Annotated in this window: 18 protein-coding genes and 2 pseudogenes; 4 read left to right on the forward strand and 16 right to left on the reverse strand. The window is 59.1% G+C overall.

Annotation, left to right across the window (positions count from 1 at the left end; translation table 11 throughout):
* The 6 genes and pseudogenes from ACR52_RS29660 to ACR52_RS21540 all read right to left on the reverse strand — a co-directional run.
* Positions 1-153, reverse strand: a pseudogene (locus tag ACR52_RS29660) (putrescine ABC transporter permease PotH); the annotation flags it as partial.
* Positions 150-1292 (reverse strand): ABC transporter ATP-binding protein, encoded by a 1143-nt coding sequence (locus ACR52_RS21520; RefSeq protein WP_048729236.1) that lies wholly within the window; start codon positions 1290-1292, stop codon positions 150-152. The pseudogene ACR52_RS29660 and the gene ACR52_RS21520, both read right to left, overlap by 4 nt.
* Before the next feature lie 74 nt (positions 1293-1366).
* Positions 1367-2461, reverse strand: coding sequence for a polyamine ABC transporter substrate-binding protein (locus ACR52_RS21525; RefSeq protein WP_048729237.1), 1095 nt, complete (start codon positions 2459-2461; stop codon positions 1367-1369).
* A gap of 164 nt (positions 2462-2625) precedes the next feature.
* Positions 2626-3720, reverse strand: a complete 1095-nt coding sequence (locus ACR52_RS21530; RefSeq protein WP_048729401.1) for a polyamine ABC transporter substrate-binding protein — start codon at positions 3718-3720, stop codon at positions 2626-2628.
* A 196-nt stretch (positions 3721-3916) separates the two neighbouring features.
* Entirely contained in the window at positions 3917-5281 is a 1365-nt protein-coding gene (locus ACR52_RS21535; protein WP_048729240.1) for an aspartate aminotransferase family protein, read from the reverse strand.
* Between the two features lie 58 nt (positions 5282-5339).
* Positions 5340-6698, reverse strand: a complete 1359-nt coding sequence (locus ACR52_RS21540; protein WP_048729241.1) for a glutamine synthetase family protein — start codon at positions 6696-6698, stop codon at positions 5340-5342.
* A 607-nt stretch (positions 6699-7305) separates the two neighbouring features.
* Between ACR52_RS21540 and ACR52_RS21545 the strand changes: the two genes are divergently transcribed.
* Both ACR52_RS21545 and ACR52_RS21550 read left to right on the forward strand, forming a co-directional pair.
* Positions 7306-8682 carry a glutamine synthetase family protein gene (locus ACR52_RS21545; RefSeq protein WP_003213894.1) on the forward strand — a complete coding sequence of 459 codons (1377 nt, stop codon included), beginning with the start codon at positions 7306-7308 and terminating at the stop codon, positions 8680-8682.
* A gap of 251 nt (positions 8683-8933) precedes the next feature.
* The gene (locus ACR52_RS21550) at positions 8934-9560 is read left to right on the forward strand and encodes a TetR/AcrR family transcriptional regulator (RefSeq protein ID WP_048729243.1); all 627 of its coding nucleotides are present in this window, start codon (positions 8934-8936) and stop codon (positions 9558-9560) included.
* Positions 9561-9682: 122 nt separating this feature from the next.
* Here ACR52_RS21550 and ACR52_RS21555 read toward each other — a convergent pair whose 3' ends face one another.
* The 8 genes from ACR52_RS21555 to ACR52_RS21590 form a co-directional block, all read right to left on the reverse strand.
* Positions 9683-9898: a TOBE domain-containing protein gene (locus ACR52_RS21555; protein WP_003213899.1), complete on the reverse strand. Its 216-nt coding sequence runs from the start codon at positions 9896-9898 to the stop codon at positions 9683-9685.
* A 28-nt stretch (positions 9899-9926) separates the two neighbouring features.
* Positions 9927-10733 (reverse strand): aliphatic sulfonates ABC transporter ATP-binding protein, encoded by an 807-nt coding sequence (gene ssuB / locus ACR52_RS21560; protein ID WP_048729246.1) that lies wholly within the window; start codon positions 10731-10733, stop codon positions 9927-9929.
* The gene (gene ssuC / locus ACR52_RS21565) at positions 10730-11518 is read right to left on the reverse strand and encodes an aliphatic sulfonate ABC transporter permease SsuC (RefSeq protein WP_048729247.1); all 789 of its coding nucleotides are present in this window, start codon (positions 11516-11518) and stop codon (positions 10730-10732) included. Before ssuC ends, ssuB begins: the two co-directional genes overlap by 4 nt.
* 9 nt (positions 11519-11527) lie before the next feature.
* Complete coding sequence (ssuD, locus tag ACR52_RS21570) at positions 11528-12676, reverse strand: FMNH2-dependent alkanesulfonate monooxygenase (protein WP_048729249.1); 1149 nt, start codon at positions 12674-12676, stop codon at positions 11528-11530.
* A gap of 25 nt (positions 12677-12701) precedes the next feature.
* Entirely contained in the window at positions 12702-13670 is a 969-nt protein-coding gene (locus tag ACR52_RS21575) for a sulfonate ABC transporter substrate-binding protein (protein ID WP_048729251.1), read from the reverse strand.
* Between the two features lie 93 nt (positions 13671-13763).
* The gene (gene ssuE / locus ACR52_RS21580; RefSeq protein WP_048729253.1) at positions 13764-14357 is read right to left on the reverse strand and encodes an NADPH-dependent FMN reductase; all 594 of its coding nucleotides are present in this window, start codon (positions 14355-14357) and stop codon (positions 13764-13766) included.
* A 255-nt stretch (positions 14358-14612) separates the two neighbouring features.
* Entirely contained in the window at positions 14613-15251 is a 639-nt protein-coding gene (locus ACR52_RS21585; RefSeq protein ID WP_048729255.1) for a peroxiredoxin, read from the reverse strand.
* 292 nt (positions 15252-15543) lie between these two features.
* Positions 15544-16914, reverse strand: a complete 1371-nt coding sequence (locus ACR52_RS21590) for an OprD family porin (RefSeq protein ID WP_048729256.1) — start codon at positions 16912-16914, stop codon at positions 15544-15546.
* 370 nt (positions 16915-17284) lie between these two features.
* On the opposite strand from ACR52_RS21590, the pseudogene tauA reads away from it, so the two are divergent.
* A pseudogene (gene tauA / locus ACR52_RS21595) lies at positions 17285-18267 on the forward strand (taurine ABC transporter substrate-binding protein).
* A 50-nt stretch (positions 18268-18317) separates the two neighbouring features.
* On the opposite strand, the gene argA reads toward tauA, so the two are convergent.
* Both argA and argE read right to left on the reverse strand, forming a co-directional pair.
* Entirely contained in the window at positions 18318-19616 is a 1299-nt protein-coding gene (gene argA, locus ACR52_RS21600; protein ID WP_048729259.1) for an amino-acid N-acetyltransferase, read from the reverse strand.
* Positions 19617-19749: 133 nt separating this feature from the next.
* The gene (gene argE, locus ACR52_RS21605; RefSeq protein WP_048729261.1) at positions 19750-20898 is read right to left on the reverse strand and encodes an acetylornithine deacetylase; all 1149 of its coding nucleotides are present in this window, start codon (positions 20896-20898) and stop codon (positions 19750-19752) included.
* Between the two features lie 158 nt (positions 20899-21056).
* Here argE and ACR52_RS21610 point away from each other — a divergent pair, with 158 nt between their 5' ends.
* Positions 21057-22424, forward strand: a complete 1368-nt coding sequence (locus ACR52_RS21610; RefSeq protein WP_048729263.1) for a CYTH domain-containing protein — start codon at positions 21057-21059, stop codon at positions 22422-22424.
* Positions 22425-22436: the final 12 nt, after the last annotated feature.

Consider the following 22436-nt stretch of genomic DNA (forward strand, 5'->3'; position numbering starts at 1 on the left):
CGCTACGTCGGCTTCGGCAAAGCTGATTTTCAGGACGATGAAAAACGGCAGTGCGAAAAACATGAACAGCCACAGGAATGGAATCCCAATGACCACCTGCTTGCCATTGGGAATGATGCGGTGCAGGCGCCGCTTGAACTTCTTCATGTTCATGAGCGAAGTACCACGCCGCTGTCGTCTTCCCACCACACGTAAACCTGGTCACCCCAGGTTGGCCGCTGGCCACGGCGCTCGGCGTTGGCGACGAAGGACTGCACCAGCTTGCCGCTCGGCAGTTCCACGTAGAACACCGAGTGCCCGCCGAGGTAGGCGATGTCGTGCACCTTGCCGCTGGACCAGTTGTGCTCGCAGGTCGGCATTTCGGTGGTGACCAACAGTTTTTCCGGGCGGATGGCGTAGGTCACCGACTTGTCTTCCACCGAGGTGGCGATGCCGTAGCCCACGTAGATATCGCGGTCCAGGTCTGGGCACTTGAGCACCGCGTGGCCCTCGGCGTCGTCCACTACCTGAGTGTCGAAGATGTTGACGTTGCCGATGAACTCACACACCAGGCGGCTGGTAGGCGTCTCGTAGATGTCCACCGGGCTGCCGATCTGGGCGATCCAGCCCAGGTGCATGATCGCGATGCGCTCGGCCATGGTCATGGCCTCTTCCTGGTCGTGAGTCACCATCACGCAGGTCACGCCGACGCGCTCGATGATCTCCACCAGTTCAAGCTGCATTTGCGAACGCAGCTTTTTGTCGAGGGCGCCCATCGGCTCATCGAGCAGCAGCAGTTTCGGACGCTTGGCCAGGGAACGGGCCAGGGCCACACGCTGACGCTGGCCGCCGGACAACTGGTGCGGTTTGCGCTTGGCGTATTCGCTCATGCGCACCAGCTTGAGCATCTCGGCCACGCGGGCGTCGATTTCCGCCTTGGGGATCTTGTCCTGTTGCAGGCCGAAGGCGATGTTCTGCGCCACGGTCATGTGCGGGAACAAGGCGTAGGACTGGAACATCATGTTGATCGGCCGCTCGTAGGGCGGCATGTCGGTGATGTCCACACCGTCCAGGTAGATACGACCTTCGGTTGGGCGCTCGAAGCCTGCGAGCATACGCAGCAAGGTGGACTTGCCCGAACCCGAACCGCCGAGCAAGGCGAAGATCTCGCCTTTCTTGATTTCCAGGGACACATCGTCCACGGCAATCGTCTCGTCGAACTTCTTCGTGACCCGGTCGATTTTGACCAGCACCTTTTTCGGTGTCTGGTCGCCCTCGAGGGCTTTCTTATAGGCGCCGGAGGCAACTGCCATTTACGAAACTCCCAACAAAAAAGAGTGCAGTTCGCCCGATGCGGGCGAACTTTGGATAGTTTGAGCTTTAAGCCTTACTTGCCCGTCTTGACCTTGGTCCAGCTACGGGTCATCAAACGTTGCACTTTCGGGGGTAGCTCGAAGTTGACGAATGTCCTGTCGAGAACCGCCTGCGGTGGGTAAACCGCTTCGTCGGTGCGTATCGATTGCTCCATCAGTGTGTCCGCCCCCGGGTTAGGGTTGGCATAACCGACGTAATCACTGACCTGAGCGATCACCTCAGGTTGCAGTAAATAGTTGATGAAGGCGTGGGCCTCTTTGACGTTGGTCGCGTCCGCCGGGACCGCCAGCACGTCAAACCACAGGTTGCCGCCTTCTTTGGGAATCGCGTAGGCGATGTTCACGCCTTTGCCCGCCTCGCTTGCGCGAGCCTTGGCCTGGAACACATCACCGGAGAAACCTGCCGCCACGCAGATGTTGCCGTTGGCCAGGTCGGAGATGTATTTCGACGAATGGAAATAGGTCACGTAGGGCCGCACTTTCAGCAGCTTCGCTTCGGCCTTCTTGTAGTCTTCAGGGTTCTGGCTGTTGGGGTCCAGGCCCATGTAGTTGAGCACCGCCGGCAGCATTTCATCCGCCGAGTCCATGAAGGACACGCCGCAGGTGGCCAGCTTCTTCATGTTCTCCGGCTCGAACAGCACCGCCCAGGAATCGATCTTGTCGATGCCCAGCACTTCCTTCACTTTATCGACGTTGTAACCGATGCCGTTGGTGCCCCACAGATACGGCACAGCGTACTGGTTGCCCGGGTCGTTTTTTTCCAGGCGCTTGAGCAACGCCGGGTCGAGGTTGGCGTAGTTCGTCAGCAATGACTTGTCGATCTTCTGGAACGCCCCGGCCTTGATTTGCTTACCGAGGAAGTGGTTGGACGGCACGACCACGTCGTAACCGGTACGCCCGGCCAGCAACTTGCCTTCCAGGGTTTCGTTGGAATCAAACACGTCATACACAGGCTTGATGCCGCTGGCCTTTTCGAAGTTGGCCAGGGTGTCGGGGCCGATGTAGTCCGACCAATTATAAATATGCACCGTCGATGCGGCCTGCACGCTGACAGCCAGCGTGATACCTGCACCCACCAGCATGGCCTTGCGAAATAAAGAAATTGGCAAGTGGAGGTCCTCTTAAATAGTTGGGCCTGAAGTTGTTACCCGGCAACAAAACCGGCGCGCAACTTACCCTCGATAAACCGATCCGGCAAAACGTTCTGTCATTTAATTATTTCGTTAACCACCGTGCGCATCACGGCAGTTAACGAAACGGCAACCTTCGCTGCTTACTTGCCCGACTTGATCTTGGTCCAGCTGCGCGTCATTTCACGCTGGGTTGCAGCCGGCAAGTCCGCGATGGCGTAGAGCTTGGCTTGCACATCAGCGGACGGGTAGATGCCCGGGTCGCTGGTGATGTCTTTCTCTACGTAGGCAGTGGCCTTCTCGTTACCGTTCGGGAAACGCACGCTGTTGGTGATGGCGGCCATCACTTTCGGCTCGAGCAGGTAGTTCATGAACTTATAGGCCGCTTCGACGTTTTCGGCATCTTTAGGGATGGCGACCATGTCATAGAAGCTGCCAGCGCCTTCTTTCGGAATGTCGTAGGCCACTTTGACTTTGCCACCGGCTTCAGCCGCACGGGACTTGGCCTGCTGGATATCACCCGAGTAACCCACGGCCACGCAGATGTTGCCGTTGGCGAGGTCGGAGATGTACTTGGACGAGTGGAAGTAGCCGATCGAAGGACGGATCTTGAGAAACAGCGCTTCGGCTTGTTTCAGGTCGTCTTTCTTCTGGCTGTCGGTCGGCAGACCGAGGTAATGCAGGGCGATCGGCAACATTTCAGTTGGCGAATCGAGGAAGCTCACGCCACAGCTTTTCAGCTTGGCGATGTTCTCAGGCTTGAACAGGATGTCCCACGACTCGATCTTGTCGACGCCCAGTGCGGCCTTGACCTTCTCCGGGTTGTAGCCAATACCGATCGAGCCCCACATGTACGGGAAGGCGTGTTTGTTGTCCGGGTCGCTGACCGACACGGCTTTAAGCAGGGATTTGTTCAGGTTGTCGTAGTTGGACAGCTTGGACTTGTCCAGCTCCTGGTAGACACCGGCCTTGATCTGCTTGGCGAGGAAGTTGTTCGACGGTACGACGATGTCATAACCCGACTTGCCTGCCAGCAACTTGGCCTCGAGGGTCTCGTTGCTGTCGAAAACGTCGTACACCACTTTAATGCCCGACTCTTTTTCAAAGTTGGCGATGGTGTCCGGTGCAATGTAGTCGGACCAGTTGTACACGTGCAGCACTTTATCGTCTGCCTGGGCCGCGCCCGCCATTGCGCCCATCAGGGACAAGGCGAGGAGAGTCTTGCCAGCGTTCTTCAAACCTAATGCCTTCATTTTGGTAATGCTCCAATTTTTCTTTTTTGGGCCACAAGCTTTGTTATGTTTCGCGGCCCACAAAGGGCAACAAAACAGGGCGACAGTCTGGCAAGTTAGAGGGCCGGCTTTCAACCAAAGCCCCTACATTTGTAACCGTTCAGACGCAGTGCCCGAAGCCACTGCGCACTGAGCCTAGCACTTAGCCCTGCAATGCCGCCAAAGTCAGGTCCAGGCAGTGACGAGCCTTGGTCACCAACTCGTCAATTTCAGCCTTGCTGATCACCAGCGGCGGCGAAATGATCATGGTGTCGCCCACGGCGCGCATGATCAGGCCATTCTCGAAGCAGAAGGTTCGGCAAATCATGCCAACGCCGCGGCCTTCGTAACGCTTGCGCGTCGCCTTGTCCTGAACCAGCTCAATCGCACCGAGCATGCCGACACCGCGCACTTCACCCACCAGAGGGTGATCAGCCAGCTCCCTCAGACGTTTCTGCAAATAGGGTGCCGTTTCATCATGTACGCGCTTAACAATTTGTTCATCGCGCATGATGCGGATGTTTTCCAGCGCCACCGCAGCAGCCACCGGGTGACCGGAGTAGGTGAAGCCGTGGTTGAAATCGCCGCCTTCGTTCAATACGGCCACCACGTCGTCGCGCACAATCAGGCCACCCATGGGGATGTAACCCGAGGTCAGGCCCTTGGCGATGGTCATCATGTGTGGCTTGAGGTCATAGAAATCGCTACCGAACCACTCACCGGTGCGGCCGAAACCGCAGATCACTTCATCGGCGACGAACAGAATGTCGTATTTGGCGAGAATTTCCTTGATGCGCGGCCAGTAGCTGTCAGGCGGTACGATCACGCCACCAGCGCCCTGGATCGGCTCGGCAATAAAGGCGCCGACGGTGTCCACGCCCAGTTCCAGAATCTTCTCTTCCAGCTGGTTCGCGGCCCACACGCCGAACTCTTCCGGGCTCATCTCGCCGCCTTCGCCGAACCAGTACGGCTGCGCGATGTGGACGATACCCGGGATCGGCAAGTCGCCCTGTTCATGCATATAGGTCATGCCGCCAAGGCTAGCGCCGGCCACGGTGGAGCCGTGGTAGCCATTCTTGCGGCTGATGATGGTTTTCTTGTTTGGCTGGCCCTTGATCGCCCAGTAGTGGCGGACCATGCGCAACATGGTGTCGTTGCCTTCGGAGCCGGAACCGGTGAAGAACACGTGGTTCATGCCGGTGGGTGCGATGTCGGAAATAGCCTTGGCCAGTTCCAGCACCGGCGGGTGAGCGGTCTGGAAGAACAGGTTGTAGTACGGCAGTTCTTTCATCTGCTTGGCGGCCGCGTCAGCCAGTTCATCGCGACCGTAACCGATCGCCACGCACCACAGGCCGGCCATGCCGTCGAGGATCTTGTTGCCTTCGCTGTCCCACAGGTAAACGCCGTGGGCTTTAGTGATGATCCGTGGGCCCTTCTCTTTCAATTGCTTGAAATCGCTGAACGGTGCCAGGTGATGATCGCTGCTCAAGGCTTGCCATTCACGGGTTTGCGGGTTGTTGCTGGACATACCAATCTCCTAGACTTTTCAGTGAAGGGCGCGCTGTTCCCACAGCGCGCCCGGCGCATCAGACGGCGAAGAGCAGGAATTCCCGCTCCCACGAACTGATCACGCGCTTGAAGTTTTCATGCTCGGCCCGCTTGACCGCGACGTAGCCTGTGATGAATTTCTGACCCAGGTATTTCTCGATGGTCTTGCTGTTTTCCATGCGTTCCAGGGCATCTTCGATGGTCAACGGCAGGCGCAGGTTGCGGCGCTCGTAACCACGACCCACCACCGGGGCGCTCGGGTTATGGCCTTCGACCATGCCGATGTAGCCGCACAACAGGCTGGCGGCAATCGCCAGGTACGGGTTGGCGTCGGCGCCCGGCAGGCGGTTTTCCACGCGACGGTTCTGCGGGCCGGCATCCGGTACACGCAGGCCGACAGTGCGGTTTTCTTCGCCCCACTCCACGTTCACCGGCGCCGAAGTGTCGGGCAGGAAGCGGCGGAACGAATTCACGTTGGGGGCAAACAGCGGCAGCAATTCGGGGATGAATTTCTGCAGGCCACCAATATGGTTAAGGAACAGCTGGCTCATGCTCCCGTCTTCATTGGAGAAGACGTTCTTGCCGGTGGCGATGTCAATGATGCTCTGGTGCAGGTGCATCGCGCTGCCGGGCTCGCCGGTCATCGGCTTGGCCATGAAGGTGGCGGCCACGTTGTGCTTGAGCGCGGCCTCACGCATGGTGCGCTTGAACACCAGGATCTGGTCGGCCAGGGACAAGGCGTCGCCGTGACGGAAGTTGATTTCCATCTGCGCCGTGCCGTCTTCGTGGATCAGCGTGTCGAGGTCCAGTTCCTGCAGTTCGCACCAGTCGTAGACGTCTTCGAACAACGGGTCGAATTCGTTGGCCGCTTCTATAGAGAAGGACTGGCGACCGGTCTCCGGTCGTCCGGAACGGCCGATCGGCGGTTGCAGCGGAAAGTCCGGGTCTTCGCAGCGTTTGGTCAGGTAGAACTCCATCTCCGGCGCCACGATGGGCTGCCAGCCTTGGTCGGCGTAGAGCTTGAGGACTTTCTTGAGCACGTTACGCGGCGACAGCTCGATCGGGTTGCCTTGCTTGTCGTAGGTGTCGTGGATCACCTGAGCGGTGGGCTCGATGGCCCAAGGCACCAGGAAGACCGCGTTCTGGTCGGGGCGGCAGATCATGTCGATGTCGGCCGGGTCGAGCAATTCGTAATAGATGTCGTCTTCGACATAGTCGCCGGTCACGGTCTGCAACAGAACGCTCTCGGGCAGGCGCATGCCTTTTTCGGCGATGAACTTGTTGGTCGGCGAGATCTTGCCCCGGGTGATACCGGTCAGGTCGCCAATCATGCATTCGACTTCTGTGATCTTGTGGTCTTTCAACCAATCGGTGAGCTGGTCGAGGTTGTTACTCATAAATGCCTCTGGGCTGGGTTTCCTGACATCCATTAAAGGCCAGGCGTTGTTTGACGCAGCATCCGCGTCGTTTTGTGGTTCAGGGTAGGAGCTTACCTGCCATTTGCTGCAGCGTTGCATTCCTCAAGCAAAACCCGTGCAGAATCATGAGCGGCACCTTGGGCTAGAGCTGTCCAGGGGCAGACACGAGGCAAGCGAGGGGGTAAAGAAGAGGTCGTACAAGCCGTCAAGAATATTGGCCGGGTCGCGGGTATTCACGCGGGAGGGATTGACTGATGACAAGACCTGTCTGAAGCAGGTCGAGACGCCGAGTAGCGGCAGGCGAGACATGAAGCACCCCGGTATTATTGCTGTTATGGGTTTGAATCGAGCTTAGCCTTGTTCATTTTTTTACACAACACTCCCGTAAAAAATACAACACGGCCCGCTCAAGCCTGCTAGTCCCAAGCCGATCAAACCTGAAAAATCGCCCCAAAAAGCCCCAAAAAAGCCTTCACGGCGCTTTTTTAGGGCAAAAAAGGCCTCGCTTGACTTCGGCATGCCGTTCGGGTTGACTGAAACCAGAAAGATCAATGATTGATATTTTTAACAACAAAGGTGTTGCATCATGTCGGTACCCCCGCGTGCCGTTCAGCTTAACGAAGCGAACGCGTTCCTTAAGGATCATCCTGAGGTTCTGTACGTAGACCTTCTAATTGCGGATATGAATGGTGTGGTGCGCGGTAAGCGCATCGAACGCACCAGCCTCCACAAGGTTTACGAGAAGGGCATTAACCTGCCTGCCTCTTTATTTGCCCTGGATATCAACGGCTCGACGGTGGAAAGCACTGGCCTGGGTCTGGACATCGGTGATGCTGACCGAATCTGTTATCCGATCCCTGACACCCTGTGCAATGAACCCTGGCAAAAGCGCCCTACCGCGCAACTGCTGATGACCATGCACGAACTTGAAGGTGAACCTTTCTTCGCCGATCCTCGCGAAGTGCTCCGCCAAGTCGTAAGCAAATTTGACGACCTCGGTCTGACCATCTGCGCCGCCTTCGAGCTTGAGTTCTACCTGATCGACCAGGAGAACGTGAACGGCCGCCCACAACCGCCCCGCTCGCCGATCTCCGGCAAACGCCCGCACTCGACACAGGTCTACCTGATCGACGACCTCGACGAATACGTCGATTGCCTCCAGGACATTCTGGAAGGTGCCAAAGAGCAAGGCATCCCGGCCGACGCCATCGTCAAGGAAAGTGCCCCGGCGCAGTTCGAAGTGAACCTGCACCACGTGGCCGACCCGATCAAGGCATGCGACTACGCCGTATTGCTCAAGCGCCTGATCAAGAACATCGCCTACGACCATGAGATGGACACCACCTTCATGGCCAAGCCTTACCCAGGCCAGGCAGGCAACGGTTTGCACGTACACATTTCGATCCTGGACAAGGACGGCAAGAACATCTTTGCCAGCGAGGATCCCGAGCAGAACGCCGCATTGCGTCACGCGATCGGCGGTGTGCTCGAGACCCTACCCGCCCAAATGGCGTTCCTGTGCCCTAACGTCAACTCCTACCGTCGTTTCGGCGCACAGTTCTACGTGCCGAACTCGCCGTGCTGGGGCCTGGACAACCGCACCGTGGCGATTCGCGTACCGACCGGCTCGTCCGATGCGGTCCGTATCGAACACCGAGTGGCCGGCGCCGACGCCAACCCTTACCTGCTGATGGCTTCGGTCCTGGCAGGCGTGCATCACGGTCTGACCAACAAGATCGAACCTGGCGCACCGGTGGAAGGCAACAGCTACGAGCAGAACGAACAAAGCCTGCCAAACAACCTGCGCGATGCATTGCGCGAGTTGGATGACAGCGAGGTGATGGCCAAGTACATCGATCCTAAATACATCGATATCTTCGTCGCCTGTAAGGAAAGTGAGCTGGAAGAGTTTGAACACTCCATCTCCGACCTTGAATACAACTGGTATCTGCATACCGTGTAAGCGGTTGCTTGATTAAAGGAACGCCGCAGGCTTTTGGCCTGCGGCGTTTTTTTATGCCTCTTGTGGCGAGGGAGCTTGCTCCCGCTGGGCTGCGAAGCCGCCCCCATAAGAACACCGAGCTCTTTCAGGCAGAACCGGGGTGCCGGTTTTGTGTCTGCTGCGCAGCCCAGCGGGAGCAAGCTCCCTCGCCACAAGGTATGGATCATCCAGTGGCTCTGCGTACAATGCCCGCTGCCCTGTAGGAGACTTCAATGAATCGCCCCGCCGCCCCTCGCAAACCCCGCGCCCGCAGCCAGGCCCGGATCGACGCGATCCTCGACGCCGCCCGCACGTTGCTGGCCGCCGAAGGCGTGGCCAGTTTGTCGATCTACAGCGTGGCCGAGCGCGCACAAATTCCGCCATCGTCGGTGTATCACTTCTTCGCCAGCGTGCCGGCGTTGCTGGAGGCGTTGACCGCAGACGTCCACGCGGCATTCCGGGCGGCCATTCAGGCGCCCATCGACCATGATTCACTCAAGCACTGGCGCGACCTGTCCTACGTGGTTGAACAGCGCATGCTCACCGTCTACAGCAACGACGCCGCCGCCCGCCAGTTGATCCTGGCCCAGCACGGCCTCACCGAAGTGACCCAGGCCGACCGCCAGCATGATCTGGAATTAGGCGACCTGATGCTGGCCGTGTTCAACCGCCATTTCGAAGTGCCGACTTTGCCTACGGATGTGGATGTGTTCGCCTTGGCGCTGGAGCTGAGCGACCGCGTGTATGCGCGCTCGGTGCATCAGCACGGGCTGATTACGCCGCGCATGGCGGAGGAAGGGATGCGGGTGTTTGATGCGTATGTGGGGCTTTATCTGCCGGCGTATTTGCCTAAGCGTTGAGTCTTATGCTGGCTGGGCCGGCCTCATCGGGAGCAAGCCCCCTCCCACATTTGACTGCATTCCAAGGTTGAAACTCGGTCGAATGTGGGAGGGGGCTTGCTCCCGATAGCGGTCTCAAATGATCACAACTTGGCGATCGACACCTCGGTGGATTTCACGAACGCAATCACTTCACTGCCAATCACCAGCTCCAGCTCTTTGACCGAGCGGGTGGTGATCACGGAAGTGACGATGCCGGACGCGGTCTGCACGTCGATTTCCGACAGCACGTCGCCTTCGACGATTTCCTTGATGGTGCCTTTGAACTGGTTACGCACGTTGATAGCTTTAATAGTCATAGTGTTCTTCCTTCATCGGACAAGTGAGTTATTGCGCCCAACGCAATTGCGTAGGCAGCGGTGAAACAGGTTCGGGTTCCGGCGGCGTGCCGGGCAGCGACAGCACACGGTTAAGCACTTCGGCCTCCAACGCAGCCAGGCGATGCGAGCCACGGGCGCGTGGGCGCGGCAGATCGACGATCAGGTCGAGACCGATTTCGCCGTCTTCGATCAGGATCACCCGGTCGGCAATGGCCACGGCTTCGCTGACGTCGTGGGTCACCAGCAACACGGTGAAGCCGTGCTTCTGCCAGAGATTCTCGATCAATTGCTGCATCTCGATGCGAGTCAGCGCATCCAGCGCACCCAGCGGTTCGTCCAGCAGCAACAGGCGCGGTTGATGGATCAGCGCACGGGCCAGGGCCACACGTTGCTTCTGGCCACCGGACAAAGCTGCTGGCCACTCATTGGCACGCTCGGCCAGGCCTACCGCTTCCAGGGCTTCCAGCGCTTTGGGACGCCAATTGCCTTTGAGACCCAGGCCGACGTTGTCGATGATCTTTTTCCATGGCAGCAAGCGCGCTTCCTGGAACATCAATCGCGTGTCTTCAATCGCTTCGCTCAGCGGCGCGGAACCGGCCAGCAGCTCGCCGCCGCTGGCTTTGTCCAGGCCGGCCAACAGGCGCAGCAGCGTACTTTTGCCGCAACCACTGCGGCCGACCACGGCCACGAACTGGCCGGCAGGGATATGAAGGTCAATCTCTTTGAGCACTTCCCGTGCACCGAAGGACTTGCGCAACTTGCGCACGGCCAGCGGGATGCCCTTGAGCAGGCGTGGCGGTTGTTGAGCTGTCATGCCGCACCTCCTTTATTCACTTGATACGCCGGGTGCCAACGCAGCCACACCCGCTCCAGGCCGCGCGCCGCCAGGTCGGCCAGTTTGCCGAGGATGGCGTACATCACGATGGCCAGTACCACCACATCGGTTTGCAGGAATTCACGGGCGTTCATCGCCAGGTAGCCGATGCCGGAGCTGGCCGAGATGGTTTCCGCCACGATCAGCGTCAGCCACATAAAGCCCAGGGCAAAGCGCACGCCCACCAGGATTGAAGGCAGCGCGCCCGGCAGGATCACTTGGCGGAACAGGCTGAAGCCGGACAGGCCATAACTGCGCGACATTTCTACCAGCGCCGGGTCGACGTTGCGGATGCCGTGATAAGTGTTCAGGTAGATCGGGAACAGCGTGCCGAGGGCGACCAGGAAAATCTTCGCGGTCTCGTCGATGCCGAACCACAGGATCACCAACGGAATCAGCGCCAGGTGCGGCACATTGCGAATCATCTGCACCGAACTGTCGAGCAGGCGTTCGCCCCACTTCGACAGGCCGGTGATAAACCCCAGGGCCAGGCCGATACTGCCGCCGATCACAAAGCCCAGGCCCGCACGCCAGCCGCTGATGGCCAGGTGGGTCCAGATTTCGCCGCTGCGCACCAGGTTGACCCCGGCTTCAATCACGGCACTCGGCGCCGGCAAAATGCGTGTCGACAACCAGCCCGCCGACACCGACAACTGCCACACCGCCAGCAATAAAATCGGCAGCACCCAGGGCGCCACGCGATGGCTCAGTTTTTCAAAATTCATGACGGCGCCTCAGCTCTGTGACGCAGCTTTGGGAAGGATGTCGTTGGCGACCATTTCGCCGAACGGGCTGACGTAGCCGGCGCTTTTCGGCAGCTCGGGACGTTCGATATCCAGGTGGGGAAACAACAACTCGGCGACCCGATACGACTCTTCCAGGTGTGGATAACCGGAGAAGATAAAGGTGTCGATGCCCAGTGCCGCATACTCGTTGACCCGCGCCGCAACCGTTGGGCCATCGCCCACCAGCGCGGTGCCAGCACCGCCACGCACCAGGCCGACGCCGGCCCACAGGTTGGGGCTGACTTCCAGGTTGTCACGATTGCCGCCATGCAAGGCGGCCATGCGTTGCTGGCCGACGGAATCGAAGCGCGCCAGGGAAGCCTGCGCACGGGCGATGGTGTGGTCGTCCAGGTGGGAGATCAGTTTATCGGCGGCCTTCCAGGCTTCATCGTTGGTTTCGCGCACGATCACATGCAGGCGAATGCCGAAGCGCACGGTGCGCCCGAGTTTCGCGGCCTTGGCCCGTACCTGCTCGATCTTTTGCGCCACAGCGGCCGGAGGCTCGCCCCAGGTCAGCACCATTTCCACCTGTTCGGCTGCCAGGTCCTGGGCTGCTTCGGAGGAACCGCCGAAGTACAGCGGCGGACGCGGTTGCTGGATCGGCGGGTAGAGCAATTTGGCGCCTTTGACGCTGATGTGCTCGCCGTCGTAATCCACGGTCTCGCCTTCCAGCACACGGCGCCAGATGCGGGTGAACTCCACCGAGGCCTGGTAGCGCTCTTCGTGAGTGAGGAACAGGCCGTCGCCAGCGAGCTCTTCCGGGTCACCGCCGGTCACCAGGTTGAACAACGCGCGGCCACCGGACAGACGATCCAGGGTCGCGGCCTGACGCGCGGCCACCGTCGGGGAAATGATCCCGGGGCGCAGCGCGACGAGGAATTTCAGCCGCTGGGTCACCGGAATCAGCGAAGCAGCCACCAGCCACGAGTCTTCGCAGGAGCGGCCGGTGGGGATCAACACCCCGCCGAAACCAAGGCGGTCAGCCGCCTGGGCCACTTGCTGCAGATAACCGTGGTCAACGGCGCGAGCGCCTTCGGCGGTGCCAAGGTAATGGCCGTCGCCGTGGGTAGGCAGGAACCAGAAAATATTGAGGCTCATGGAGTTGTCTCCTGAAGAAATCGGATTACGGCGCTTTGGCCACGGCGGCGGGTGGCGTCCAGATCACGTCCTTGATGCTCAAGGGTTTCGGGATCAATTTGAGTTGGTAGAAGCTGTCGGCGATTTTTTGCTGGGCGGCGACCACTGCCGGGGTCAGGAACAGTGCGCCGTAGCCCTGGCGTTTCACCGAGGTGAGGGTGATGTCAGCCGGCAGGCCGAGCAGCGGTGCGACTTGCTCGGTGACTTCCTGCGGGTTGGCCTTGGACCATTCGCCCACGGCGCGCACTTCTTCCACCAGCGCCTTGATCACGTCCGGATGCTGTTCGGCGTAAGGCTTGGTGGCCAGATAAAACTGATGGTTGTCGGCAATGCCGGTGCCGTCACGCAGAGTGCGGGCTTGCAGTTGTTTCTCGGCGGCGGCCTGGTACGGGTCCCAGATCACCCAGGCGTCCACGCTGCCACGCTCGAACGCGGCACGCGCATCGGCGGGCGGCAGGAACACAGTTTGTACGTCGGTGTATTTCAGGCCAGCGTCTTCCAGGGCACGTACCAGCAGGTAGTGCACGTTGGAGCCTTTGTTGAGCACGACTTTCCTGCCCTTGAGCTCGGCTACCGATTTGATCGTCGAATCTTTCGGCACCAGGATCGCTTCACTGGTCGGCGCGGGCGGCTCGTAGGCCACATAGAGCAGGTCGGCACCGGCGGCCTGGGCGAATACCGGCGGGGTTTCGCCGGTGACGCCGAAGTCGATGGAGCCGACGTTCAGGCCTTCAAGCAATTGCGGGCCGCCGGGAAACTCAGTCCATTGCACCTGCACGCCTTGCGACGCCAAGCGTTTTTCCAGCGTGCCCTTGGCCTTGAGCAGCACCAGCGTGCCGTACTTTTGATAACCGATCCGCAGGGTCTCGGCGGCTTGAGCTTGAACAATGGCGCCGAAGGACACAGCCGCAGCAAACAGTGCGACCAGACCACGACGCAAGATGACAGTGCGCATGGCGCTCTCTCCAAAAATGCGATGAGGGGGTTGGCTGCACCTGCTTGGCCGTTAGCGGCTGAGTAAGGTGAGTAGTACAAATTGCAGTAAGGCTTAAATGCTCCAGCGAGCACTCAACAAACGTTCATTCAACACATGGGGGTCCAGCGGTTTCGGACTACGGGCCATGGCGCTATAGAAAGTTTCCAGGGCCTCGTGCAAACGGTGTTCGAGCACAGGCACCAGTTGTGCCTGGGCACTGCCTTCGCCATAAGCGATCTGGCTGTCTTCGGCAAAAATGCCGTGAAGCAATTCCTGGGCTTTCAACGCGGACAGCACCGGCTTCAAGGCGTAGTCCACCGCCAGCATGTGGGCGATGCTGCCGCCGGTGGCCATTGGCAACACTATCTTGTGGGCCAGGGCGCGTTCGGGCAGCAGGTCGAGCACGGTTTTCAATGCGCCCGAGAACGAGGCCTTGTACACCGGCGTGGCGATCACCAGGCCGTCGGCATTGGCGACTTGCTGCAGCAGGTCGATGACCTTGGGGCTGTCGAAGCGTGCGTGCAGCAAGTCTTCGGCCGGGAAGTCCCGTATCTGGTAACTCACTACCTCCACGCCTTTTTCTTGCAACCACTGACGAGTTTTTTCCAGCAAGACCCCGGAGCGGGAACGCTGGCTGGGACTGCCTCCAAGTGTTACGACCAGCATGTAGGGAATTCCTTAAGCAAGTGTCGGCGGTTCGCTGTGTGGCGATAGCGCCAAGATGGAACAGACCTTATCAGCAGATTTATATATCTATAAATCTTATTTTTTCATTTGTTTATTCTTAAAATGCATATGGCGCTTATCAATCGCCAGGCGAAAAAAAAGGCCGTCGAAACGGCCTGAAAACCCCTGCATTGTGAGCCTTGAAATACGGTCAAAATGTGGGAGGGGGCTTGCCCCTCCCACACGGGTTTTGCGTTAACGGTTGGGTTGCGGAGTCAGCCGCAGATACGGCTTCACCGCCCGATACCCCTTTGGAAAGCGCTTCTTGATCTCTTCCTCATCCTTGAGCGACGGCACGATCACCACCTCATCACCGTCCTGCCAGTTGGCCGGCGTGGCGACTTTGTAGTTGTCGGTCAGCTGCAGCGAGTCGATCACCCGCAGGATTTCGTGGAAGTTGCGGCCGGTGCTGGCCGGGTACGTGATGGTCAGCCGCACCTTCTTGTTCGGGTCGATCACGAACAAGGAGCGCACGGTGAGGGTGTCACTGGCGTTCGGGTGGATCAGGTCGTAGAGGTCCGAGACCTTGCGGTCGGCGTCCGTCAGGATCGGGAAGTTGACGACGGTGTTCTGGGTTTCGTTGATGTCTTCGATCCACTTGTGGTGCGAGTCCACCGGGTCCACCGACAGGGCGATGGCCTTGACGCCGCGCTTGGCGAATTCGTCCTTGAGCTTGGCGGTGAAACCCAGCTCGGTGGTGCACACCGGGGTAAAGTCCGCCGGGTGGGAAAACAACACACCCCAGTTGTCGCCCAGCCATTCGTGGAAACGAATCTTGCCGGCGCTGGAATCCTGTTCGAAGTCGGGGGCGATGTCGCCCAGTCTTAGGCTCATGATGTGGCTCCTGGTGAGTGCTTATGGAGCCCACTGTGCATGGATTGCGGATTATTTAAAAAGAATAAATATCGATTTATCTAGACGATAAAGGAATATTAAAAAACTGTTCACTGGACGCGGGAAAGGGCGAGGGTCAACATCCATTTCAAGGTTCGAGAAGGCCTTGAGACGCTGTACAAAGAGGGGTTCAGGAAGGGCTTGCGGGGGTTGAGCCCGACTTGAAAAGCAAGACACCTTGCCCGGGGTTGCGCCGGGCAAGGTTTTACAGTCTTACAACAGCATCACGCTACTAGAACAGTGGCAGCGAGTAGCTGACGATCAGGCGGTTTTCGTCCTGGGAACGGGTGTTCGCCAGGTCGGTACGCCACATTGCGTTTTTCCAGGCAACACCGAGGTTTTTCAGTGGGCCTTCTGGAATCACGTACGCAACAGTGATGTCGCGTTCCCACTCGGATTGACCGGTGGTTTCAGCACGCCCAGCATTGTTGGCGATGGTGTCGATGCTGCTACCTTTGAGGTATACAACACCAGCCGTCAGGCCTGGCAGACCAACTTTGGCGAAATCGTAAGCGTAACGTGCTTGCCAAGTACGCTCGCCAGCGCGGGCGAACTTCTGGATTTGCATGTCGGTTGTGAGGTAGGCCGACGAACCGTCACCCTGGTTCAACCAAGGGAAGTCGCTGCTGCCATTGCTGGCCTGGTAACCGCCACCGAAGGTGTGCCCGGCAACCGTGTACAGGAACAGGCCGCTGTACAGGTTGTTGTCGACTTTACCCTTGCCGGCGTTGAAGCCGTTGTAGTTACCGTTGGTGTAGTAACTGGAGGTATTGCCGTTCAGACCATCATCGGAGCTGTTGAAGTAACGCAGGTCAGACTTCAATACGCCCGGGCCGATCGACCAGTTGTGGGTCAGACCGAGGAAGTGCTGCTTGTAGAAATCTTCCAGGTTGCCGTAGTAGTACTGGGCGGTCAGGTCTTTGGTGAGTTTGTAGTCACCACCGGCGTAGTAGAACTTGTTAACGAATTTGCCAGCGTTGTAGTTAGAACTACCGTTGGCACCACCCAGAGACAAGCCTTCGTTGTTACTGGAGTTACGGCCTTTGGCATGTTCAATCTGACCAGCAACCAGGGTCAAATCCTTGATGTCATTGGTGGTGATCTGGCCACCTTGGAAGGTTTGTGGCAGCAGACGACCATCGTTGGTCACAATAACCGGCAGCTTAGGTTGCAGAGTGCCCAACTTCAGTTCGGTTTGGGAGATCTTGACCTTGCCGGTCACGCCCAGGCTGGCGTAATCGTTGACAGCCTTGTTGCCGTCGCTTGGGAACACGGTGCCGCCGGAAGCGGTGCCGGTGTAGTTACCATGATCAGCGCGGCTCGAATCCAGACGCACGCCGTACAGGCCGATCGCATCAACACCGAACTGAACGGTACCTTGGGTGTAACCCGAGATGAAACGCAGGTCAAAACCTTGGCCCCACTCAGCGTTTTTGCTACGCGTGTTGGACGTAGCGTTTGGGTGACCATCACGGTTATCAGTGTTGATGTAAAAGTTACGCAGACCCAGTGTGGCCTTGCTGTCTTCGATAAAACCGGCAGCGCCTGCTTGTTGGACGATCGCCCCCAAAGCTACAGCCAATGCCAATGCTGACTTCTTCATGTACCGCTCCTCTCATTTCTAATTTTTGTATTTCTTTGGTCTCGGGTCTGACGCCCTCGATCCACAGATGCGCGATTAGCACCGCATAGTGACTGACAAGTCAATCGTAACCTTGTGTGTCTACTACCTTCGTCTAACCGCAGTTGATTTGGTCCCTGCAGGGTAATGAGTTTTTCATACACCCAAAAAGAATTGTTTCATTCTTTTTCATACGATTTGGGAATAAGCCTTTCCATGGGCGGGACAGGTCAGGGTAGACGAACCGTTCCATAAGCTAATTCCTAAAGGGTATTTTTTCGCGTTTTTTTAGATCGCTTAGTGTGGCCGTACGGTTACATACGTCACCCACGATCAAAAAGGCGACGCCATCATGGCCAAACGCACATCCTCCCGTCAATTTGTTACAGTTTTTGTGTCACTAATTCTTTCTTTCGGTGTCAAAGCCGCCAATTTGACCATCGGCGACCAAACGGGCATCGATCCCAGCAAAGCCCCACAGGCCGACGGGCTGTATGAAAAAGCCATCGGCGAAAAGATTGCCTGACGCCGATTCAACAGCGGGCCGGAAGTGGTCACGGCCATCGCATCCGGCGATGTGCAAATCGGCAACCTCGGTTCCTGCCCTCTGGCAGCGGCCGCCTCACGTAATCTACCCTTTGTGGCCTTTATCGTATCGGCTCAAATCAAGAGTTCTGAAGCGTTAGTGGTCCGTAATGGCAGCCACATTGACGCACCCCAGGACCTGATCGGCAAAACCATCGCGACGCTGTTCGTCTCAACCTCTCATTACAGCCTGCTCGGCGCGTTGAAGCATTGGGGGCTGGACACCAAGCGAGTCAAAGTGGTGAACCTGCAACCGGCCGAAATTGCCGCCGCGTGGAAACGTGGCGATATCGACGGTGCCTTTGTGTGGTCGCCGACGCTCGGCGAAATCCGCAGAACCGGAAAACCCTGACAGATGCGGCGCAGGTGGGTCAGTGGGGCGCGCCGACGTTTGAGGTGTGGGTGGCACGCAAGGATTTCGCGGAGAAACATCCTGACGTAGTGGCCAGGTTTTCCAAGGTCACGCTGGACGCCTTTGCCGACTATGCCGCCCATAAAGACAGCTGGACGGTGGATTCAGAACCGGCGCAGAAAATCGCGAAATTGACAGGCTCAAATGCTGCCGATATTCCTGAGCTGTTGGCCGGCACCACATTCCCGGACGCCCAGGCGCAGTAAACCGACGCGCGGCTTAAAGGCGGCACGGCGAAGGCGATTGGGGAGACGGCGAAATTCTTGAAGGAGCAGGGGAAGGTTGAGGCGGTGCTGCCGGATTATTCGGCCTTCGTCACCGACACATTCGCCCGATAACTGTAGGAGCGAGCAAGCTCGCGCCTACAGATACAGACGGTTTACGGGGTTTAGAGAGCCTTTTCGAAAATCTTCGAATTGCGCTGGTAGTTGTACAGCGACGCGCGCGCCGAGGGCAGACGGTCCACGCTGCTCGGCACAAAACCGCGCTCACGGAACCAGTGGGCAGTACGCGTGGTAAGGACGAACAAGGTCTTCAACCCCTGCTCCCGCGCACGGCTCTCAATGCGCTCCAGCAACACATCACCCCGTGCGCCGTGACGGTACTCCGGGTTCACCGCCAGGCACGCCAGCTCACCCGCATCCGAATCCGCGATCTGATACAGCGCCGCACAGGCGATGATCATGCCTTCGCGCTCGACCACGCTGAACTGCTCGATCTCGCGCTCCAGCACTTCCCGCGAACGACGCACCAGAATGCCCTGCTCTTCCAGCGGGCTGATCAAATCCAGCAAGCCACCGACGTCTTCAATCGCCGCTTCGCGCACCAGTTCGAATTGCTCTTGGGCCACCAGCGTACCGCCGCCGTCCCGGGTAAACAGTTCGGTGAGCAAGGCGCCGTCTTCGGCGTAGCTGACGATATGGCTGCGCCCTACCCCGCCACGGCAGGCTTCGGCGGCGGCATCGAGCAATTCGGCCTGGTAGTTGCTGCCCAGGCGCTGCAGGTGAGCCGGCACTTGCTGCGGGCGCAGTTCACGCACCAGACGACCGTTTTCATCGATCAGGCCGAGGTCGGCGCCAAACAGCAGCAGCTTGTCGGCGCCCAGGTCGATGGCGGCACGCGTGGCGACGTCTTCGCAGGCCAAGTTGAAGATCTCGCCGGTGGGCGAATAACCCAAGGGCGACAGCAGCACGATGGAACGCTCGTCCAGCAGGCGATTGATGCCTTTGCGGTCGACCCGGCGCACTTCGCCGGTGTGGTGGTAGTCCACACCTTCAAGCACGCCGATCGGGCGCGCCGTCACCAGGTTGCCGCTGGCCACGCGCAGGCGCGAACCCTGCATCGGCGACGCGGCCATGTCCATGGACAGGCGGGCTTCGATAGCAATACGCAGATGGCCGACCGCGTCGATCACACACTCCAGCGTCGCGGCATCCGTGATGCGCAAGCCGTCGTGGTAAGCGGGGGTGAGGCCACGCGCTTCAAGGCGCGTTTCGATCTGTGGGCGCGAACCGTGGACCAGCACCAGCCGCACGCCCAAGCTGTGGAGCAGCACGAGGTCGTGGACGATATTGCCGAAGTTCGGGTGGTCCACACCGTCGCCGGGCAACATGACCACAAAGGTGCAGTCGCGGTGGGCGTTGATGTAGGGCGAAGCGTGACGAAGCCAATTGACGTATTCGTGCATGGAACCTGGGCCTGTAATAAAAAGCAGCCGAAAAGGGATAAGTCGTGAAAACGCACAGCGGGCTGATGGTTATCGTCGGAACAGGCTTGGCGACACGCTCGCTCTCCTTATGTACGAATGGGCAAAGGGTAATTTATGCAGGTTTCAGGCAGTAGTGTTCGATCAGTTCCCGCAATAGACGCACTGTAGGCGTCAAGCGTGACATTTCGAGGTACTCGCCCGGCTGGTGGGCGCAGGCAATATCGCCAGGGCCCAATACCAGGGTTTCACAACCCAGGCGCTGAAGATAAGGCGCTTCAGTGCCGAACGCTACTGCTTCGGCACGATGGCCGGTCAATCGTTCTGCCACCCGAACCAGCTCGGCGTCTTCGGCCTGCTCGAACGGCGGCACTTCGGGGAACAACGGTGCGTAGTCGATCTTCACCTGATGGCGCTCGGCCAAGGGTTCCAGCTTCTGCCGGATAGCGGCGCGCAGCACCTCAGGGTCCATGCCCGGCAAGGGCCGCAGGTCGAACTCAAGGGAGCACTGGCCGCAGATACGGTTGGGATTGTCGCCACCGTGGATGCAGCCGAAATTCATGGTCGGCTGCGGCACGCTGAATTGCGGGTTGCGGTACTCACGCTGCCAGGCCAGGCGCAGGCCGCGCAGTTCGCCGATGGCGTCGTGCATGGCTTCAAGGGCGCTGTGGCCCAGGCTCGGGTCGGACGAATGGCCGCTACGGCCGAGGATGTCGATGCGTTCCATCATCACGCCTTTGTGCAGGCGGATAGGCTTGAGGCCCGTAGGCTCGCCGATCACCGCCGCACGGCCCAGTGGACGGCCCGCCGCCGCCAACGCGCGGGCGCCGGACATGGAGCTTTCTTCATCGCAGGTCGCAAGGATCAGCAGGGGCTGCTTGAAAGGTTGATCCAGCAGCGGCAACACGGCTTCAATTGCCAAGGCGAAAAAGCCCTTCATATCGCAACTGCCCAATCCTACCCAGCGGCCGGCGACTTCCGTCAGCTTGAGTGGATCGGTCTTCCACAGCGCGGCGTCATAAGGAACGGTATCGCTATGGCCGGCCAACACCAGGCCACCGGGGCCGCTGCCGAAACTGGCGAGCAGGTTGAATTTGCCAGGGCTGACCTGCTGGATGTCGATGGCGAAACCCAAGTCGCCCAGCCAGGTGGCAAGCAGGTCGATCACCGGACGGTTGGTCTGGTCGAGAGACGCTTGGGTGCAACTGACCGACGGCGCGGCAACCAATGCGGCGAATTGCTCTTTCATGGACGGTAATGGCATTCGCGGTCTCCCAACTTCCCGGATGAGTCCCACTATAAAGGCATCTGCACGACACAATAAACCGTTGCGGCACGTTGCCGGGCTCAGTCCTGTACACTGCACGACCTTGGCAGCCACTCTTTTTCCCGGCTGCGCTCCCGATCCTGGATTTTCCGGCCATGCAGAAAGAAACCGAAATCAAGCTCCGCGTCAGCCGCGAAACACTCACCGCGCTGCGTGAGCACCCGTTACTGAAAAAACGCAACAAAAGTGGCTGGGAACGCCGTGAGTTGATGAACCAGTACTTCGACACCCCCGAGCGCGACCTGGCCCAGGCCAAAGTCGCCCTGCGCCTGCGCAAGGACGGTGACGAAGTGATCCAGACCCTCAAGACCCGTGGCCACAGCGTCGCCGGCTTGTCGGAACGTAACGAATACGACTGGAAACTGCCCAAAGCCAAGCTCGACGTGAAAAAACTCGACGGCGAATGCTGGCCCGAGCAACTGGCCGAGTTGGACAAAAAGACCCTCAAGCCGATTTTCACCACCGACTTCGTGCGTGAACGCGCCGAAATCGCCTGGGGCCGTGGCAAGGCCAAGGTAGTGATCGAAGCTGCCCTGGACCTGGGCCATGTGGTCGTCGGCAAGCAGAAAGAAGAAATCTGCGAGCTCGAACTGGAACTGCGTGAAGGTGAACCGGCTGCCCTGCTGGAACTGGCCGCCGAGCTGGCCGCAACCCTGGCGTTGATGCCGTGCGATATCAGCAAGGCTGAGCGTGGCTACCGCTTGTACGATGCCAACAGCTACTCCTTGAGCCTGCCGGCGCCGGTGCTGCACGCCGAAATGCCGTTGGACGATGCCTTCGCCGCGATCATGTGGCACCTGCTGGGCAGCAGCCAGCGCCTGGCCGAGCAATACCGTTTCAATGGCCACTGGCGCCTGTTGCAAGACTGGGTCGACAACCTCGGCGAACTGCGCGCCCTGATCGGCAGCCTCGGGCAAGCAGCACCGCGTCAATCCACCAGCGACCTGCGCAGCGCACTCGATGCCCTGCTGGAAGACTGGCGCCCGCTGGTCCAGGCAGGTGATGACGATGAAGACATTCGTAAAGCCGCGCCGGAGCAGTTCGCCGAAGAACTGGACGACGTGCGCTGGGGCTTGTTCTCACTGAACACTTCCCGCTGGCTGCTGGCCCGCACCTGGACCGCCGACCGCAATGTACGCGGTAACCGCCAGGGTGCTGCGCAAATCACCAACTGGCTGCCCCGCCTGCTGGCCGACGATGCCGTCGCCCTGCAACTGCCACGCTACCAGCAGCAACCGGAAGATCTGGCCGAGCAACTGCCGCGTATCGAACGCATCCAGGCCTGGCTACACCACGCGCGTCAGGTGGTGGACATTCCGGAACTGGATCGTCTGTACGGTGAGCTGAACAAGTTGGTGCTGTTGGCCAATCAGCCGATCACCGACGAGTCGCTGGATGCGCGTATGCATCAGGCGATTGCGGTGTATCAGAACCGTGCGTGGAAGACCCTGCTGCGCCTGTGATATCGCCATCGC

This window comes from Pseudomonas fildesensis, from assembly GCF_001050345.1.
GTDB classification, from domain to species: domain Bacteria; phylum Pseudomonadota; class Gammaproteobacteria; order Pseudomonadales; family Pseudomonadaceae; genus Aquipseudomonas; species Aquipseudomonas fildesensis.

What these genes read in the sequence shown, in the direction of transcription:
- ACR52_RS21520 (WP_048729236.1), bottom strand. Translation starts at nt 1,292, where the DNA reads ATGGCAGTTGCCTCCGGCGCCTATAAGAAAGCCCTCGAGGGCGACCAG.
- ACR52_RS21535 (WP_048729240.1), bottom strand. Translation starts at nt 5,281, where the DNA reads ATGTCCAGCAACAACCCGCAAACCCGTGAATGGCAAGCCTTGAGCAGC.
- ACR52_RS21540 (WP_048729241.1), bottom strand. Translation starts at nt 6,698, where the DNA reads ATGAGTAACAACCTCGACCAGCTCACCGATTGGTTGAAAGACCACAAG.
- ACR52_RS21545 (WP_003213894.1), top strand. Translation starts at nt 7,306, where the DNA reads ATGTCGGTACCCCCGCGTGCCGTTCAGCTTAACGAAGCGAACGCGTTC.
- ACR52_RS21550 (WP_048729243.1), top strand. Translation starts at nt 8,934, where the DNA reads ATGAATCGCCCCGCCGCCCCTCGCAAACCCCGCGCCCGCAGCCAGGCC.
- ACR52_RS21555 (WP_003213899.1), bottom strand. Translation starts at nt 9,898, where the DNA reads ATGACTATTAAAGCTATCAACGTGCGTAACCAGTTCAAAGGCACCATC.
- ssuB (WP_048729246.1), bottom strand. Translation starts at nt 10,733, where the DNA reads ATGACAGCTCAACAACCGCCACGCCTGCTCAAGGGCATCCCGCTGGCC.
- ssuC (WP_048729247.1), bottom strand. Translation starts at nt 11,518, where the DNA reads ATGAATTTTGAAAAACTGAGCCATCGCGTGGCGCCCTGGGTGCTGCCG.
- ssuD (WP_048729249.1), bottom strand. Translation starts at nt 12,676, where the DNA reads ATGAGCCTCAATATTTTCTGGTTCCTGCCTACCCACGGCGACGGCCAT.
- ACR52_RS21575 (WP_048729251.1), bottom strand. Translation starts at nt 13,670, where the DNA reads ATGCGCACTGTCATCTTGCGTCGTGGTCTGGTCGCACTGTTTGCTGCG.
- ssuE (WP_048729253.1), bottom strand. Translation starts at nt 14,357, where the DNA reads ATGCTGGTCGTAACACTTGGAGGCAGTCCCAGCCAGCGTTCCCGCTCC.
- ACR52_RS21585 (WP_048729255.1), bottom strand. Translation starts at nt 15,251, where the DNA reads ATGAGCCTAAGACTGGGCGACATCGCCCCCGACTTCGAACAGGATTCC.
- ACR52_RS21590 (WP_048729256.1), bottom strand. Translation starts at nt 16,914, where the DNA reads ATGAAGAAGTCAGCATTGGCATTGGCTGTAGCTTTGGGGGCGATCGTC.
- argA (WP_048729259.1), bottom strand. Translation starts at nt 19,616, where the DNA reads ATGCACGAATACGTCAATTGGCTTCGTCACGCTTCGCCCTACATCAAC.
- argE (WP_048729261.1), bottom strand. Translation starts at nt 20,898, where the DNA reads ATGCCATTACCGTCCATGAAAGAGCAATTCGCCGCATTGGTTGCCGCG.
- ACR52_RS21610 (WP_048729263.1), top strand. Translation starts at nt 21,057, where the DNA reads ATGCAGAAAGAAACCGAAATCAAGCTCCGCGTCAGCCGCGAAACACTC.